The organism is Roseivirga thermotolerans, from assembly GCF_014653175.1.
Lineage (GTDB): Bacteria > Bacteroidota > Bacteroidia > Cytophagales > Cyclobacteriaceae > Roseivirga > Roseivirga thermotolerans.
Map to the genome: position 1 here is coordinate 330,826 of NZ_BNAG01000001.1, position 15,257 is coordinate 346,082.

Annotated in this window: 16 protein-coding genes and 1 tRNA gene; 12 read left to right on the forward strand and 5 right to left on the reverse strand. The window is 44.2% G+C overall.

Translation table 11 applies throughout. The annotated features are described in order from the left end of the window. Position 1: 1 nt before the first annotated feature. The gene (locus IE164_RS01460; RefSeq protein ID WP_189628408.1) at positions 2-385 is read right to left on the reverse strand and encodes a metalloregulator ArsR/SmtB family transcription factor; all 384 of its coding nucleotides are present in this window, start codon (positions 383-385) and stop codon (positions 2-4) included. 139 nt (positions 386-524) lie between these two features. Between IE164_RS01460 and IE164_RS01465 the strand changes: the two genes are divergently transcribed. Continuing rightward, on the forward strand, positions 525-1,166 hold the full coding sequence (locus tag IE164_RS01465; RefSeq protein WP_189628409.1) for a peptidase associated/transthyretin-like domain-containing protein: 642 nt from the start codon (positions 525-527) through the stop codon (positions 1,164-1,166). An 8-nt stretch (positions 1,167-1,174) separates the two neighbouring features. Here IE164_RS01465 and IE164_RS01470 read toward each other — a convergent pair whose 3' ends face one another. Then, entirely contained in the window at positions 1,175-1,900 is a 726-nt protein-coding gene (locus tag IE164_RS01470) for a DUF6503 family protein (RefSeq protein ID WP_189628410.1), read from the reverse strand. A gap of 172 nt (positions 1,901-2,072) precedes the next feature. Here IE164_RS01470 and IE164_RS01475 point away from each other — a divergent pair, with 172 nt between their 5' ends. The 6 genes from IE164_RS01475 (at position 2,073) to IE164_RS01500 (ending at position 7,708) form a co-directional block, all read left to right on the forward strand. After that, on the forward strand, positions 2,073-2,789 hold the full coding sequence (locus IE164_RS01475; RefSeq protein ID WP_189628411.1) for a CPBP family intramembrane glutamic endopeptidase: 717 nt from the start codon (positions 2,073-2,075) through the stop codon (positions 2,787-2,789). Further along, a complete protein-coding gene (locus tag IE164_RS01480; protein WP_189628412.1) occupies positions 2,789-3,775 on the forward strand; it encodes an SDR family oxidoreductase in 987 nt (328 codons plus the stop codon). The genes IE164_RS01475 and IE164_RS01480 overlap by 1 nt, the downstream gene beginning before the upstream one ends. After that, complete coding sequence (locus IE164_RS01485) at positions 3,765-4,559, forward strand: SDR family NAD(P)-dependent oxidoreductase (RefSeq protein ID WP_189628413.1); 795 nt, start codon at positions 3,765-3,767, stop codon at positions 4,557-4,559. The genes IE164_RS01480 and IE164_RS01485 overlap by 11 nt, the downstream gene beginning before the upstream one ends. A 157-nt stretch (positions 4,560-4,716) precedes the next feature. Then, complete coding sequence (locus IE164_RS01490) at positions 4,717-6,174, forward strand: Na+/H+ antiporter NhaC family protein (protein ID WP_189628414.1); 1,458 nt, start codon at positions 4,717-4,719, stop codon at positions 6,172-6,174. A gap of 1 nt (position 6,175) precedes the next feature. After that, on the forward strand, positions 6,176-7,354 hold the full coding sequence (locus IE164_RS01495) for a trans-sulfuration enzyme family protein (protein WP_189628415.1): 1,179 nt from the start codon (positions 6,176-6,178) through the stop codon (positions 7,352-7,354). 3 nt (positions 7,355-7,357) lie between these two features. Further along, positions 7,358-7,708: a hypothetical protein gene (locus IE164_RS01500; RefSeq protein ID WP_189628416.1), complete on the forward strand. Its 351-nt coding sequence runs from the start codon at positions 7,358-7,360 to the stop codon at positions 7,706-7,708. Positions 7,709-7,956: 248 nt separating this feature from the next. On the opposite strand, the gene IE164_RS01505 is transcribed toward IE164_RS01500, so the two are convergent. From IE164_RS01505 to IE164_RS01515, 3 genes are all read right to left on the reverse strand, one after another. Further along, positions 7,957-8,676 (reverse strand): pentapeptide repeat-containing protein, encoded by a 720-nt coding sequence (locus IE164_RS01505; protein WP_189628417.1) that lies wholly within the window; start codon positions 8,674-8,676, stop codon positions 7,957-7,959. A 214-nt stretch (positions 8,677-8,890) separates the two neighbouring features. After that, positions 8,891-9,406, reverse strand: coding sequence for a DUF4920 domain-containing protein (locus IE164_RS01510; RefSeq protein WP_189628418.1), 516 nt, complete (start codon positions 9,404-9,406; stop codon positions 8,891-8,893). A 63-nt stretch (positions 9,407-9,469) separates the two neighbouring features. Then, the gene (locus tag IE164_RS01515; RefSeq protein WP_189628419.1) at positions 9,470-9,781 is read right to left on the reverse strand and encodes a hypothetical protein; all 312 of its coding nucleotides are present in this window, start codon (positions 9,779-9,781) and stop codon (positions 9,470-9,472) included. Between the two features lie 107 nt (positions 9,782-9,888). Here IE164_RS01515 and IE164_RS01520 point away from each other — a divergent pair, with 107 nt between their 5' ends. From IE164_RS01520 to IE164_RS01540, 5 genes are all read left to right on the forward strand, one after another. Further along, positions 9,889-12,540, forward strand: coding sequence for a WG repeat-containing protein (locus IE164_RS01520; RefSeq protein ID WP_189628420.1), 2,652 nt, complete (start codon positions 9,889-9,891; stop codon positions 12,538-12,540). A 6-nt stretch (positions 12,541-12,546) separates the two neighbouring features. Then, positions 12,547-14,166 carry an alkaline phosphatase PafA gene (gene pafA / locus IE164_RS01525; RefSeq protein WP_189628421.1) on the forward strand — a complete coding sequence of 540 codons (1,620 nt, stop codon included), beginning with the start codon at positions 12,547-12,549 and terminating at the stop codon, positions 14,164-14,166. A gap of 5 nt (positions 14,167-14,171) precedes the next feature. Further along, positions 14,172-14,774 carry a hypothetical protein gene (locus IE164_RS01530; RefSeq protein WP_189628422.1) on the forward strand — a complete coding sequence of 201 codons (603 nt, stop codon included), beginning with the start codon at positions 14,172-14,174 and terminating at the stop codon, positions 14,772-14,774. A 149-nt stretch (positions 14,775-14,923) separates the two neighbouring features. Beyond that, positions 14,924-15,163 (forward strand): GIY-YIG nuclease family protein, encoded by a 240-nt coding sequence (locus tag IE164_RS01535; protein ID WP_189628423.1) that lies wholly within the window; start codon positions 14,924-14,926, stop codon positions 15,161-15,163. Next, a tRNA-Ala gene (locus tag IE164_RS01540) sits at positions 15,154-15,227 on the forward strand. Before IE164_RS01535 ends, IE164_RS01540 begins: the two co-directional genes overlap by 10 nt. Positions 15,228-15,257: the final 30 nt, after the last annotated feature.

Here is a 15,257-nt window from a genome sequence, read left to right on the forward strand (position 1 = left end):
GTTATTTATAGAAGACTCTGTTTTGAAAACGGTTTTGAGCCAGCTCGCGATTAGATGCCAAAATTTCATACGTTTCCTGGTCTTTTTGCAGCGTAGTATCTTTCACCAAAAACTCAAAAATGCGATGTACTATTTCTTCTACCTCTTCGCGCAAACTATAAAAGACCCATTGGTCTACTTTGCGCGCACTTATTATTCCGGAGTTCTTTAAATAGGTTACATGCCTTGAGGTTTTGGTTTGAGTAAACTCCAAAATATGCTCCAAATCGGAAATCGTCAGCTCTCCGTTACGGTACAGTAAATGTAAGATACGAATCCTCGATTCTTCCGAAACGGATTTAAATATCTGGCTGCCAAAGGATAAGCTAAAATTCTTAAGTCGCATGGCCGGTTAATTCTTGTTAATTTGGGGAGAATTAATCGAATACACCAATCAATTTTCCTCAACTGCTTGTTAAGTTTGTAAAAGCAAGGGAAGTGAAGAGTCATATCTAATTGGCTATCTTTACGTTTGAAACAATATTATGCTGCTGCAAAAATCTTCTTACTACAAAGTTCTATTCATCATTGCCGGTTTGTTCATGCTATCCTTGCAAAGCAAAGCGCAACAGCCTTCTGAGTTACATGTTGTTCAGGTTTCGGGTTTGGTGATGAACGCAGACAGTACCATTACCATACCCGGGGTTCATATTTATGACGAACGTGGCCGGGGTATTCCTACCGACTTCAGAGGCTGGTTTAGCAAGGCCTTTGTGGCCGGAGATACGCTTACTATTAGTGCTATTGGTTTCAAAAACCGAAAAGTGGTAGTACCCGATTCGGTGGGTGATAGAGTAACCGTAATTTTCGCCTTAGAAGAAGAAGTTACCCAACTGGCCGATATTGAGGTTAACCCATTTCCAACGGAAGAACTTTTTAAAGAGGCCATTCTCGCCATGAACCTTACCCGTGAGCAAGAAAATGTACTGAACAGCTATGAGCCTGAAATTATTCGGGAACTGGTGAGAACCATGCCTTTGGAAGGTTCTTCGAGCATGAACTACCGTTACATGATGAATCAGCAATTCCAGAATTTGCAATATTCATCGGGGCCAAGAACCAACCCATTGCTCAATCCTTTTGCATGGGCCAACTTCATCAATTCCTTAAAGAAAAAGAAGAACTAGGTATAAGCCTACTTCTCGTTCACCTTAAGATCAACCAGGTAATCTGTGCCTAAAAGTGTATGATCTGCATTGGTGTACCAGGTGCGGTTTTTAGGAATACGCAGGCCATTTTTAATCTCCATGCCTTCCAGCACAATGTATTCTCCATCATTGGCTGTCTCATTGTGGTAAAACCGATAGCCAACCATCTCATAAGTTTCGGGCTTAAAATAAAAGTACCAGGTGTCTTTACCCACTTGGGCATCATAACTAACCTTTAGCTGCAAAGTTTCCAGGCCGGCAAACTGGGTTCTTAGTACCGTAGGATCGATCCGGGTACCCGGGTCTTTCAACTTCATGGGTAGTCCATAGAGATAGGAATAATAATTCCTCCACCTTCTGGCTCTTTCAGGAGTCAAACTTAGGGAATCGGCCTGAAGAGAGTCGGCCGGAGGTAAAAAGTCTACCCGAAAATCAGTGGAGTCGCGCGCGTCTACCATCCACTCCAAAAGCTGTCCTCTTTGCAACATTCGCAAGTGAAATGAGCCTTTCGAGTTGTTAATAGATACCTCACTTCTTCGTACGGGTCGGTTAGGGGCTTGCATATCTATGATGAGCTTAACAGAAGCGGTGGACCAACGATTGCCCGGATCATGAAACTGAATGGCCCGCTTTAGTAATTCTTCGCCACTAATTTCCTGCGCCCTAACAACTCCTACACTTAGCAAAAGTAGTATGCCAACAATTATTCTCATAGTCTGCAATTATCTCTTCAAATTAAGTGCAATAAAATCAATTTGTCGCTGGTTTCGGTGCTCACCAGTCATTTCGCAGTCCTTACACTGCCTCTTCAATGTTAATTAGCGCCTCAGGCTGCCTTAATCTATCAGATGTTATTATTTTTGCCCACTATCTGAACCCGACTTCATGAATATTCCCGCCTGGAACCCACAATATTTGGAACCTATTCTTGCCTTTGTGCTGGTTACTATTGGTTTTAGTCTTTATCACTTTGTATCGATATCCCCTAAAATTAAAAACAAGTATCAGGGCCGTTTTGGAGCCGAAAGAGGCAATACCAAATTCTTATGGATGACACGCTACCTGGGAGCTATGAGCATAGGTGTTGTTCCGGCTATTATAATGATGATGGTTATGGGAAAAACACCTGAAGACTATGGCGTGGCCTTTAAAAACCACGGCACCAGCCTGGCCTGGATTTTGGGACTAGCGACCATTATTATTCCCATGAATTTTTTTAACTCCAAAAAGGAGAAGAATCTGGCTTTTTACCCCAATGTGCGCGAAAAGGAATGGACCAAGCCAATGGTGGCTACCAATGCTTTTACCTGGGTGGCCTATCTTTTTGGCTACGAGCTCATGTTTAGAGGCTTGTTGCTCTTTGCCACCGTGCCGTTATTGGGTGAGTGGCCTGCTATAGTGCTCAATGCTGCCATATATGCATTGGTACATGTACCTAAGAATTTAGAAGAAACCATTGGTGCTATTCCGTTGGGTATTGTGCTTTGCCTTATTACCCTAACTACCGGAACCTTTTGGGTGGCTTTCTTCGTCCACATAACGTTGGCCTTGTCTAACTTCTTTTTCTCTTTGAAACATCACCCTGAAATGAAAGTGATCTAATGCCGAAAAGAATCTTCATTACCGGAAGCACTGGCTTTATAGGCCAGAAATTAGCCAAAAACCTGACCGATGAAGGGCACGAGGTAGTAGCTCTAATTCGTTCGAAAGCAAAAGCCAAAAATCTGGAGCACGACCGTATATCTATGGTTGAAGGCGACTTGTTTGCTAAGGAAGCCCTATTGCAAGGTATGGAAGGCTGCGATGAGGTGTATCACCTGGCGGCTTTTGCCAGTGTATGGGCCAAAGACAATACCTTTGAGCGGGTGAATATAGATGGTACCCTGAACATACTGGAGGCTGCAAAAACACAAGGTGTTAAAAAAACCCTGGTCACTTCTACGGCAGGAGTTATCGGACCGGCCATAGATGGCCCGGTGAATGAAGACACTCCACGCAAGGTAGATTTCTTTACGCCTTATGAAAGCTCCAAGTATGAATCGGAACTGCGAATAAAAGAGTATGTACAAAAAGGGCAGCACGTGGTTATAGTAAATCCCACCCGTGTATATGGTCCGGGCCCGCTCAATGTGAGTAACTCTGTGACCAAACTGGTGAAGCAATACATTGAAGGCAAATGGAAGTTTATGCCTGGCGATGGAATGAGCACCGGAAACTACGTGTATGTTGAAGATGTAATTAATGGCCACAAACTGGCCATGGCCAATGGCAGGCCTGGCGAACGCTACCTGCTTGGGGGAGAAGATGCTACCTACCATGAGCTATTCGACACCATTGCCGAAATTGGTGGTAAGAGACACAAGCTCTATAAAATGCCACTGGGAGCCATGCTCACCTTTGGCAAAATCCAGCTGTTTATGGCCGAAAACTTTGGGCGTCAGCCAATGATTACTCCGGGCTGGGTAAAAAAATACCTCTATGAATGGAGGGTCTCCAGCGAAAAAGCACAAAAGGAACTGGGCTATGAGATTACTCCGCTAAAAAAAGGAATTGAAGAAACTGTGAACTGGCTAAAGAATGGCAAATAAAACATATGCCCTAATTACAGGGGCTAGCAACGGAATAGGAAAAGCCTTTGCCGAAGAATGTGCCGCAAGAGGTAAAAACGTACTTTTGGTGGCTTTACCTGAACCAAAGCTTGAGGAGGTAACCAACCAGCTAAGCAGCCAATACACAGACCTATCTTTCCATCACCTGGGCATTAATCTTATGGAACAAGGAGCTCCAAGACAGATTCTCAACTGGTGCCAGGAAAAAGGCTACGTTGTAGACTTACTGATTAACAATGCCGGCCTGGGCAACTCTGGCCCTTTTGTGAGCCGACCTTCAGAATTTTATGAAGGGCAAATGCAGCTAAACATGGTTTCGCTGGTTAGTTTAACCCACCTGTTTCTTCCTATGATGATGAGCCTTCCGAAGGCCAATATCATTAACGTAGCCAGTATGGCCGCCTTCTACGACATCCCCTTTAAAGGAATATACTCGGCCAGTAAAAAGTTCGTGCTTTCCTTTTCGCGCTCTCTCAACAAAGAGCTGGAAGGTTCATCGGTGAGCATTACAGTACTATGCCCGGCATCGGTACCTACCAATCCGGATGTGATGTTGCGCGAAAAGGAACTGGGACTAATGGCCCGACTCTCCAGCCGAAGCCCGCAGCAAGTGGCTCAATATACCCTAGACAAAATGCTTCAGGGCCGGCAAGTGGTTATTCCCGGTTTCTTTCCCCGGCTATATAAGCGTATTGGCACTGTAGTGCCTTATCGTGCCAGGCTAAACATACTCGCCAAACAGTTTATTAAAAACAGTAAGTAACCACTGATCTCCCGCCCGGTGGGTTACTCTGCATTATCCTACTCGGCAATTACTGATCTGTGATTTTATCTTTGCTTCGGCAGCAAGGTATAACCGATTCCGGCTTAGCAATTTTTATTCTTAGGCAGTCTCACTATCTTCTCGGCACTTTTTGCTTATGAATTCTACAAAAAAGCCCGAGGTTAAGTTTTATCATGCCGTTTTGCCTGTAGCATTTCTTTCAATTATGATTGGCTATGGGCTTATTCTCAGGCCCCAGTTTCTCAATCAGGAGGCCTTCCCCTTAGAAATTGTGTTTCTCATATCTTCGGTTTTTGCCATCGCCCAATTGCTTATTATGGGCTTTAAGTGGGAAGACATCCTTCAGTCCATTGTCCGAAAGCAGGCAAAGGGGCTACCTGCGCTGCTTATTTTGCTGGCCATAGGTATTATCATTGGCTCATGGATTATTTGCGGAACCATACCTATGTTTATCTATTACGGTATAAAACTCATTAACCCGGACTACCTCTACGTGCTGGCCTTTCTGATTCCGATTATTTTCTCCACACTCACCGGCACCTCCTGGGGAGCCATTGGCACCATAGGAGTAGTGCTGATTGGTATTGCACAGGCAGTAAATGCCGATTTGGCCATAACTGCTGGAGCCATTGTTGGGGGTGCCTTCTTCGGAGACAAAATCTCTCCACTTAGCGACACCACCAACCTGGCCGCTATGGCCGCTGAAACCGATTTATATGCACACATCCGATCTATGATGAACACGACTTTACCGGCAGCTCTTTTCGCTCTGATTGTTTACTTCATTATGGGGCTGGTTAACCCGATTGATTCCGGAGAAGTGGATAATGCAAAGGTTGAAGAGACCTTATCGGCCATTGAGCAAATGTTCCATTTTAGCCCCCTGCTGTTTATTCCTCCCCTCATTGTACTGTATGGCTCAATAAGGAAAAAAGGCACTTTGCCAACCCTGTTGTCATCTTCTATTGTAGCAGCATTACTGGCTATCATTCTACAAGACTATAGTCTGGAAAATGTGATTAAAACCTTAAACACAGGCTTTGAAACTTCTATGGCTGGCTGGATGAAAGAGATTCCGGATAGTATTGTAACCCTTTTTTCGCGCGGTGGACTTTACGAGTTGAGCTTCGCTTTTATGATCGCCATAATAATTTTTGTATTCGTGGGATCCATAGATATGATTAATGCCATGCCAAGAATTGTAGACAGACTTTTTTCTTTTGCTAAAAACAGGCCGTCTGTCATTATCTCTTCTTTAGTCGCTACAGGTTTCACCAATGTGACTACTTCTAATCAAACAGCCACCAGCTTTATTATTGGCGATGCTTTTGCCAAAAAGTATGACCAGCACCGCATTCCACGAAAAGTGCTTTCCCGTTCGATTGAAGATTACGGAACCATGCTTGAAAATAGTGTTCCCTGGACCACAACGGGGGTCTTTATAGCCGCTACCTTGGGGGTTGCCGTTGAGCAATACTGGTTCTGGCAACTAACCACCCTGGCCAACCTGATTATTGCTCCGTTGCTGGCCATTACCGGAAAAGGCTGTTTTTATAATGAAGTTGATGCCGAAAAAGACCCAAAAAATGAGTGAGATGAACAAAGCAAATATAGAAACCCTGCTGGCGCATGATTCCGAAAGAAACCCTAATGGGGCCGTTGTGCCTCCCATCTTTCAGAACTCACTTTTTACCTTCGAAAACTGGGATGCTATAGATGAAGCCTTTGACCACCGAATGGACAGCTTTATTTATACCCGAGGAAGAAACCCTACGGTAAAGTTGGTTGAAGAGAAGTTGGCTGCACTCTGTGGTGGAGAAAAAGCGCAGTTATTTCCTTCTGGAATGGCCGCCATTTCTGCCGCTATTTTACACTGCGTAAATGCAGGCGATCACATAGTGACCATAAAAAATCTGTATGGCCCGGCCAACAACTTCATATCTTCCTACCTCAAGCCCAAGTTCAATGTGGAGGTAACTTACGTTACCGGTAAAGAAGTCTCTGACTTTGAACATGCCATTCGGCCAAATACCCGATTAATATACCTGGAAAGTCCTTCTTCGGCCGTTTTTTCTCTACAAGACATTGAAGCGATCGCCCAACTGGCGAAAGACAGGGGTATTAAAACCCTGATAGACAATACCTGGGCGAGCCCTATTTTTCAGAAACCGCTGGCTATGGGCATTGATTTGGAAATGCATTCTTGCTCAAAATACATTGGCGGCCATAGCGATGTGGTGGCCGGATTGATTGTTGGAACCAAAGAAGATGTGGAGTCTATTTCGCTGAAGGAATTTGAGTGGATTGGAGCCAAAATAGCTCCTTTCGAAGCCTGGCTGCTCCTGAGAAGCCTGAGAACATTACCTATTCGAATGAAACAGCATCAGGAAAATGCACAGGCCGTGGCTCGTTTTCTGGAAAACCACCCTAAAGTTCAGTTGATTCGTTATCCCGGAGCCAATTCGTTCGATCAGAAAGAATTGGCCAAAAAACAAATGACAGGCTTTACAGGGCTAATGAGCTTTCAGCTAAAAACCAATGATTTGGAAAAAATCAAAGCTTTTGTGAATAGCCTGAAATACTTTCATCTGGGAGTGAGCTGGGGCGGACACGAAAGCCTTATTTATGCTCCCGCCATTAGCTATCTGAAAGAGTTGAGCCCGGAGCAGTTTACAAGTCTGGGTATTTCGCTCGGAGACATGCGCATTTCGGTAGGCCTGGAGAATAAAGAGGATTTGATTGGAGATTTGGATAGGGCTCTTGAATTAGTTTAGAAAATGGAAAGGGTGAAAACCATACCTCTCATACTTACCATTCTGGGTCTATTATTGGGCTGCTATCAAAAAGAAGAGCTAATCTTTGCCGCTAGTGATGAACTTCATTTTATTGGCCTGTATAAAAAAGAAAATCGTTTCCGCATACTGTACAATGGCTTCAATACAGCTGTGGGTAGCTTCGTACTCAGAGGTGATTCAATCTTGCTCGATTATGACGAAAACCAGTTCAGGAACTTCAATGCGGGCGATCAACTAACAAAATTACTAGTCATTGATAGCCAGCTAAATAGGATACGCTCTGTGGACGAGCATCGAAAATTCTGTGCTGAGATCTATCTGGATAATCGCTAAAAATGAAGCTAACTCTATAAATTCCTGATCATCTCCTATTCGTAGATTAACGCTCTCAACCACTACACAGCCAATATCCTGGACGGAGCAGAAGTGCTCTGCAAGAACATTATATCTCAACATTTACCATCATAGAAGCGATATGTACTCCCTCTTTCCCTGGATCTTCTAAAGAGAAAAAGCATCTACCAAAAGAAAAAGCCATCCCGATTGTTCGGAACGGCTCTTCGCATTTCTATTTAGGCAAACTAGTTGTCTAGTAAATATCTGGAGAAACTTCGCCCATTTACTTCCGCATACTTGGTAATAATATCCCAGCGTACTTCCATATCCTTCACGTCCAGGTTGCCACGTACTTTGGTGTATTTCATATCGAGCGATCGCTCAAACCTGGCTGCATTAAAATTGGCTCCATCTCTAAACTTAGTATATTTAAACATAGCGTCTTCATCGAACACTGTTTTAGAAAAATCGGCTCTGTTCTCAAATTCCGCGTATTTAAAAGTGGTTTCTTCTTCAAAAGTAGAGCCGGCAAAAATAGCCTCACCTTCAAAATTGGAATACTTGAACATGGCATCACGGCTAAAAGTACAATTCTCAAAGCGCACATCTCTTTCAAAATCGGCCGTGAAGGTGTATTCCGTTCTTCTGTCGTGATAGTATGCAATTACAGCGTCTTTGAATGTGCAGTTTACAAAAGACACCTTGCTCTCTATGGATTCGTTGACGGTGTTATCTCCGCCATCGCGCCACCATCGCCTTTTTGTTGGTAGTTCCGGTAGTTTTTCTTCCATAAACGTAAAGTCGAGCACACCTTCAATGGTGGCATTGGAGTAGCTCACATCTTCACCGCGTTTCAGGGCTTCCATTATATCAGAAGCCTTTACTATGGTTTGGGCGTTGCCCTGAACCACCAGAAGTAAAGCAAATAAAGTAAGGGTAATAGTTTTGAGTTTGTTTGTTGACATGACCTTCGGGTTATAATGCTGTAGTTGTTAGACTTGCGAACTATGAAATCGTTACAAGTATTTCTAAGATGAACTTAAACCCGAAGGGGTTGCATGAAAACAAAAAAAATGTCTCGCAAACCCTGTTCACATCCTCCTGAGCCAACCTACACCAGGTAGGTTCAGTACGACATCAATTCTGGTTTACGAGACAGCTGTACGGGGCTACTATTATTTATTCAGAAGCGGCTTGCTCTCCTTTGTAAATAATTACACCATTGGCAACAAAAGAAAGTTCGTCTTTTGGTTCAGTAATCGCCAATATTTCTTCTTCCGGCTTGCCGGCATCAGCGGCATAATGCTTCAATGTTTCTACATCGGTTAGGGTGCGGGTAACAACTCCTTCAATCAGGGCATAGTTGCCCTCCATTCCCTCTTTTGGCACAAAGAAACCGTAATCTTTAAAGGTTACTCTCATTTCTTCTCCGTTGGGCAACACTAGGTTCATCCAGCAACCTTTCATGGCGCATGTGGCTGTAATTTCGCCTTTTACCTTCACCATCACCGAATCGGAAGTTTCCAGTTTGGCCATCATAGACTCCACAGAAATGGCTCCTTCTTCTGAGATTTCGGCACCGTAAGTCCCTACTACATCGGCCTTATCGGCTTTTACCTCTGTCTGCTCCGTTTTCTTATCGGCACAAGCCCAAACAGTGGCCAGCATTACTACAGCTAAAAATATCTTTTTCATGTTGTTTTAGTTTGTTTCAAAATTAACAAGTCATTCAATGCCAGACTAATAGGCAACGGCTAATTATTTTTCCTTTTTCAATTCATCGATCACCTCTTTCAGATAATCAAGGGCCTCTTCCGGGCTTCTAAACCCACTGCCCGCTGCAAACATTTCGCCTTCTCCACGCATGAGCCATTCAGCCGATATGCGCTGGCCGTCAAGTTCCAAGGACAACAACTTTTCCAATACCGGGCCACTGGGGTAGCTTAGTCTTCCCTTAGGGTTCACCAAATTGAACATCACCGATGAGCTTACCTCCATGCGCTTGGCAAAAGCGCTTTCACTGTCGCCAAAAGCCTTAATTATTTCTGCTATTCTGGAATTGATTGACATACCTGAAGCAAAGAAAAACGTTTAAGCCTAAAATCCATGAATGCAAACACGACCAATAACGAGTCATATGCCAAAGGGTTTATTATTTTTGCTGCCGTGGTGTGCTTATGAGAACTGAAAGCCCAAAACTATTTATATCTGCGCTGCTTCTGGCCGTTTCTTTTTGGAGTTTGGAAATTCCCAAAAGAGCCTTCCGATTTTATGAGAAAGGCGAGATAACCAAAGCCCTGGAAGCATTGGCTAAGTCGGTTGAAAAAGACAGCCTTAACCCAGCCGCCTATTTCCTATATGCTCAGATTTATAGCCAACCAAACCTGGAACACTATGATACGGACAAAGCCTATGACCAGGTGAACAGATCCATCAGGCAATTCAAAACCATTAAAAACCCTAAAGACCTGGAAAGTCTGACCGATGTAATGGTGGATTCGGCAAGGCTTGAACAGCTCAAAGACAGAATTGACAGCCTGAAATTTGAAGAGGTAAAAGGTGTACATACTATAGAAAACTACAACGCCTTTATTGCTCGCCACAACGATGCTTCGCAAGTAACACAGGCCATAGATTTGCGCAACTCCATTGCCTTTTCTAAAGCCAGCTCGGAGCATTCATGGCAAGCCTATAAGGAGTTTATGGAGCAATATCCGAAAGCCAAAGAATATGCCAGAGCCGACTCGTTATACCGGCTGCTCATTTTTAAGGAGCGCACCACCGATGGCAAGCTGGCTTCTTACAAAACTTTTCTGGAAGAATTCCCCGACACCCCTTACTTGGACAGTATTGTTTATGAAATCTTCCGAATAAGTACTGCCACTAACCGCCTCGATGACTATGCTGCTTTCTTTAGAGAGTACCCCTCAGAAGAGTTGCTGGCTATAGCCTATAAGCGCATGTATCATACGTATAAACAAAAGTTTGGCACTGACGACTTTCTGGATTTCTACCCCTCGCCATTGTGGGGAGATTCAATCAGGCAAATTCAGCTATTGGAAAAGGGCTATTGGATACCCAAACTCACGGAAAACACCATAGAATTTCTAAATGCTCAAGGGCAATCTCAGTTAAAAACCCTGTACACAGATATTCCGCAGCGTTGTCTTTGTGAACCCATAACTACCGATTTTGTGATTGGGCAATACAACGGCAGCGGGGCCATTATTGCGCGAAATGGAAAACTGCTTTATTCAGGCAACATTAGCGATGCCAAAGATGCCGGCTATGGCTTTATAGTGCTCTATGGCGATGAAGGGCAAACCCTCCTGCACAAGTCGGGGCAATTAATCATTGACCAGCCCAAAGAAGAAATTGCGGTTTTAAACGAGTCATTCATTCGTACCCAAAGCGAAGGTCTGTACGGACTCACAAGCATTAATGCACTCAGTTATCTACCTCATGCTTACACACGAATAGACACCCTGGCAAGTCTTATTCTGTTAGAAAAAGATGGACGCATGGCCTTGGTGGCCCCGGAAGTACTGCACCCCGCTCTTGATGGCGAAACACCTTCTATTGAAATGGCTTATGATGAAGTTGAACTGCTGGAGAATGGCCGCATTTGGGTAAGCAGCAAAGGACAAGAAGCCATATTAGACGAACGCCTAAGGGTCATTATTCCTTTTGGTAATTATGAAATATATGACGAACCCTATGGCTGGAAACTGGTAAGCTCCAAAGGTATTCGTGTATTGCACGACCGATACCCTCAATTGGCTACTCAGGAATTGCAGCAGGTAAAAGAAAGTGAACAATGGCTGGCTACGAAGCTCAACAACCAATGGGCTCTCTACGATCAGGTTGGCGATCTGCCCCCTATGACCAACCTGGACTCCCTTCAGCTTTTAGGCCAAAACATGGCACTTATATGGCAGGGAAACAAAAATTGGGCTCAGTTTAAAAATGGAAAACGCATAGCTCTTGAAAAAGGCTGGGAACCAAAGCTACTTATACCACAAACTTATATTAAAACTGGAGATCCGGCTGTGAACGACTTCTTTATGCTCTCCAACGAAAAGAAGTATCGGAAAATATATAATCAGTTCGGCAGAGAAATTCTCTCCTCAACTTTTAATGAAGTAACGGCACTTGGCCCTAACCTCATCCGCCTGCAAAAAAGAAATGCCGCACTAGCCGATAGCACCGGCCACTACCTGCTCAATTTTGTGTACGATGGCATTGGCTCTAACGAAAGTGGCTATGTAAGCCTCTTAGACAAAGGAAAGTTTGGTGTTATTAACCCTACCAGAGGAATTAACATTGGCCCCAAGTTCGATAAGTTGCTCGAGCCATATTCGGATACTGTATTGGTGGCCACTCAGGGACGGTACAAAGGCTTTGTAAACAAAGAAGGCAAAGCCCTCACTGCCTTTGAGTTCGATGAGGTAACTTACTTCAACGATTCCATTGCCCTGGTAAGAATAGAAAACGAGTGGATGTTGGAAAACATCAGGAATGAAGACCTGCTCTACGAACAGATCGAATCGTTCGAAATCATCGATGTGGGCGAAGAAGATAAAACCCTTTTTATAACCACCGTAAACGGGCAAGGTATTTATAGTGAAAGCATGGGCGAAGTAATTCAGCCCACCTACACCTTTATACGCCTTCTGGGAACTCCGGCCAACCCCGTTTATTTTGCTGTTAAATTGGTGAAGGAAGCCAACATTTATGTAGTTATATACTACGACAAAAAGGGTAATAAACTCTTTACACAAAGTTTCCGCCAAGAGGAATATTATAAAATAGCTTGTCCTACAAATTAATACTTCATGAAAAAAATTACGCTGAGCCTTCTATGCTGCCTTTCATTGGCTACACTTAAAGCACAAAACACCAATCCCAAACTTGTGGTGGGCATTGTGGTAGATCAAATGAAGCAAGAGTACCTATGGCGGTTTGAAAACGATTTTGGTACCGGAGGTTTTAAGCGACTGATGCACGAAGGCTTTATGGCCAAAAACGCACATTACAACTATGCCACTACCAGCACCGGACCAGGGCATGCTTCAATCTATACGGGCACCACTCCATCAATACACGGCATTGTAAACAACAGTTGGTATAGCCGCCTGTTAAAGCGAGGAGTATACTGTGCTGAAGATACCACGGCCAATGCCGTTGGCGGTAGTGTAAGAAACGGACGCATTTCACCAGCCAACCTTTATAGTTCAACCATTACCGATGAACTCAAAATGTTCACCCAGCAACAAGCCAAAGTAGTGGCCATGTCTATTAAAGACCGAGGTTCGGCTCTTCCGGGAGGCCATCTTTCCGATGGCTCGTACTGGTACGATAGCCAAACCGGCAACTTTATGACATCTACCTACTACATGAAAACCCTCCCTGAATGGGTAAGCCAATTCAACGATCGAAAATTGGCCGATGAATACCTCAACAACACATGGGCTTTGTTTCTCCCCGAAGAAAACTACACTGAGAGTGGAGAAGATAATTCTAAATACGAAGGTGGCTTTCGAGGCAAGGAAAACCCTACTTTTCCGTATCATCTGGCACAACTTCGCGAACAAAACGGAAACTTTGGCATGCTGCCAAGCACCCCCTGGGGAAACACCATACTCACCGAGCTGGCTCTGGCTTCTTTGGAAGGCGAAAGCCTCGGAGAAGATGAAGCCACTGACTTTTTGGCCATAAGCTACTCGAGTACCGATTACATTGGCCATAACTTTGGCCCACAATCCAAAGAAGTGCAAGACACTTATGTTCGTCTGGATCGGGAAATTGAGCGTTTGCTGAACAAACTCGATGAAAAGTTAGGCAAAGGCAACTATGTGGTTTTTCTTTCGGCTGACCATGCCGTGGCAGAAAACTCTATCCGAATGAAAGATCTGGGCTTCCGGGCAGACAATTTTGGCAGCCGTAACTTCTCAGAGTACCTTTCCCAAGCTATGAACGAGCGTTTTGGAGAAGCGGAGTGGTTCGAGAATACAGGAATGGACATCTTTTTCAACCATTCCACCCTAAAGACCAAAGGTGTAGACTTGTATGAAGCGCAACTTTTTGTTGCTCAACACGCCATGCAATTTCCAGGTATATACCTGGCTGTTCCGGGCATAGACCTTACTCGCAATAGCTATGAGAGCCATGTGCAATCATTGATTCAGAATGCCTATCACCCCAAAGAAAGTGGCGATGTAAAAATGGTGATGGAACCTGCCTGGCAATGGGGAGGTGCCAAAGGTACAGGTCATGGCAACCCATGGGCATACGACACACACATCCCCATAATGTTCTATGGTTGGGGCATTGAGCCCGGTACATCCGTTAGGCCTATACACATTACCGATATTGCGCCCACCATCAGTATGCTACTCAACATACGAATGCCTAGCGGCACCACTGGGCAACCCATAAGTGAAGCCTTAAAATAAACAGCATGAAAAGACTTGTACTGATTGCCGTATTTAGCTGCAGTCTATGTTTCACAAATGGCTGGGCACAAAGTAAAGCCCGGGTAAAAGAGGCAAAGAAAGAATTTAAAGAGTACTTGCAGCTTATTGGAGAGTCGGACTGGGACGCTGTTATGGATAGAATTTACCCACAGCTGTTTACAGTGCTTCCAAAAGAAGCTATGACAAGCGCCTTCGAAGCCATTTCGTCCATGGGCTTTAAGATTCAGTTCGACAAAATGAAGGCGTTTGAAATAACCCATCTTGGTCTTGAGGAAAATGGCGATCGAAGTACTGAAGTTTACTTTGGCACCTACAAGGCCAACATACAGGTATACTTTCAGCAAGACATGTACTCTACTGAAGACTTTCCTACCCTTAAGGCGGTATTTGCTGCTAACCCAAAATACAAGTCGGTAGAATTTGTAGAAAAGGGCAGGTATTTCAAGATAGAATCAGAAAGTCATCTATTAAGCCTCTATACGAATAACCGGTGGTATTTTTTAGAGTTAGATACGAAGCAGCTACCACTACTGAAGCAACTGCTTTCTGCTCCGATTTATAGCACAATCGAAGCGACTCTTAAGTAAGCGGTGTGGTTCAAAAGCATTTTTTCTACAATCTATTTTCAGTATTCAGTTCAACCACTATATTTGCGTTCCGTTTGGGGGTTTAGCTCAGCTGGCTACCCGCCCGAGACGTAACGCTCGGTACGGACGGGGAGCGCTACTACGAGAGAATGTACGTTTACATACTCAAAAGTAAAAAAGATCAATCCCAATATGTGGGAATGAGCCAAGAGCCCGAAAGACGGCTCCAAAAAGAACATAATGCAGGAAAGGTAAAGTCGACCAAATCAAAAATGCCATGGGAGATTGTTTACACCGAGTACTACCATACAATAGCCGAAGCTCGTCAGCGAGAAAAGTACCTTAAAAGTGCTGCTGGCAGAAGGTTTCGCAAATCATTGGGGGTTTAGCTCAGCTGGCTAGAGCGCTACACTGGCAGTGTAGAGGTCACCGGTTCGAATCCGGTATCCTCCACAATTCATGCGTAACAAATTGATTATCAAT

Bases quoted from the DNA above. Each gene is read 5' to 3' on its own strand.
- IE164_RS01470 (WP_189628410.1), bottom strand. From the start codon at position 1,900: ATGAGAATAATTGTTGGCATACTACTTTTGCTAAGTGTAGGAGTTGTT.
- IE164_RS01490 (WP_189628414.1), top strand. From the start codon at position 4,717: ATGAATTCTACAAAAAAGCCCGAGGTTAAGTTTTATCATGCCGTTTTG.
- pafA (WP_189628421.1), top strand. From the start codon at position 12,547: ATGAAAAAAATTACGCTGAGCCTTCTATGCTGCCTTTCATTGGCTACA.
- IE164_RS01460 (WP_189628408.1), bottom strand. From the start codon at position 385: ATGCGACTTAAGAATTTTAGCTTATCCTTTGGCAGCCAGATATTTAAA.
- IE164_RS01530 (WP_189628422.1), top strand. From the start codon at position 14,172: ATGAAAAGACTTGTACTGATTGCCGTATTTAGCTGCAGTCTATGTTTC.
- IE164_RS01485 (WP_189628413.1), top strand. From the start codon at position 3,765: ATGGCAAATAAAACATATGCCCTAATTACAGGGGCTAGCAACGGAATA.
- IE164_RS01535 (WP_189628423.1), top strand. From the start codon at position 14,924: ATGTACGTTTACATACTCAAAAGTAAAAAAGATCAATCCCAATATGTG.
- IE164_RS01465 (WP_189628409.1), top strand. From the start codon at position 525: ATGCTGCTGCAAAAATCTTCTTACTACAAAGTTCTATTCATCATTGCC.
- IE164_RS01515 (WP_189628419.1), bottom strand. From the start codon at position 9,781: ATGTCAATCAATTCCAGAATAGCAGAAATAATTAAGGCTTTTGGCGAC.
- IE164_RS01520 (WP_189628420.1), top strand. From the start codon at position 9,889: ATGAGAACTGAAAGCCCAAAACTATTTATATCTGCGCTGCTTCTGGCC.
- IE164_RS01505 (WP_189628417.1), bottom strand. From the start codon at position 8,676: ATGTCAACAAACAAACTCAAAACTATTACCCTTACTTTATTTGCTTTA.
- IE164_RS01510 (WP_189628418.1), bottom strand. From the start codon at position 9,406: ATGAAAAAGATATTTTTAGCTGTAGTAATGCTGGCCACTGTTTGGGCT.
- IE164_RS01495 (WP_189628415.1), top strand. From the start codon at position 6,176: ATGAACAAAGCAAATATAGAAACCCTGCTGGCGCATGATTCCGAAAGA.
- IE164_RS01480 (WP_189628412.1), top strand. From the start codon at position 2,789: ATGCCGAAAAGAATCTTCATTACCGGAAGCACTGGCTTTATAGGCCAG.
- IE164_RS01500 (WP_189628416.1), top strand. From the start codon at position 7,358: ATGGAAAGGGTGAAAACCATACCTCTCATACTTACCATTCTGGGTCTA.
- IE164_RS01475 (WP_189628411.1), top strand. From the start codon at position 2,073: ATGAATATTCCCGCCTGGAACCCACAATATTTGGAACCTATTCTTGCC.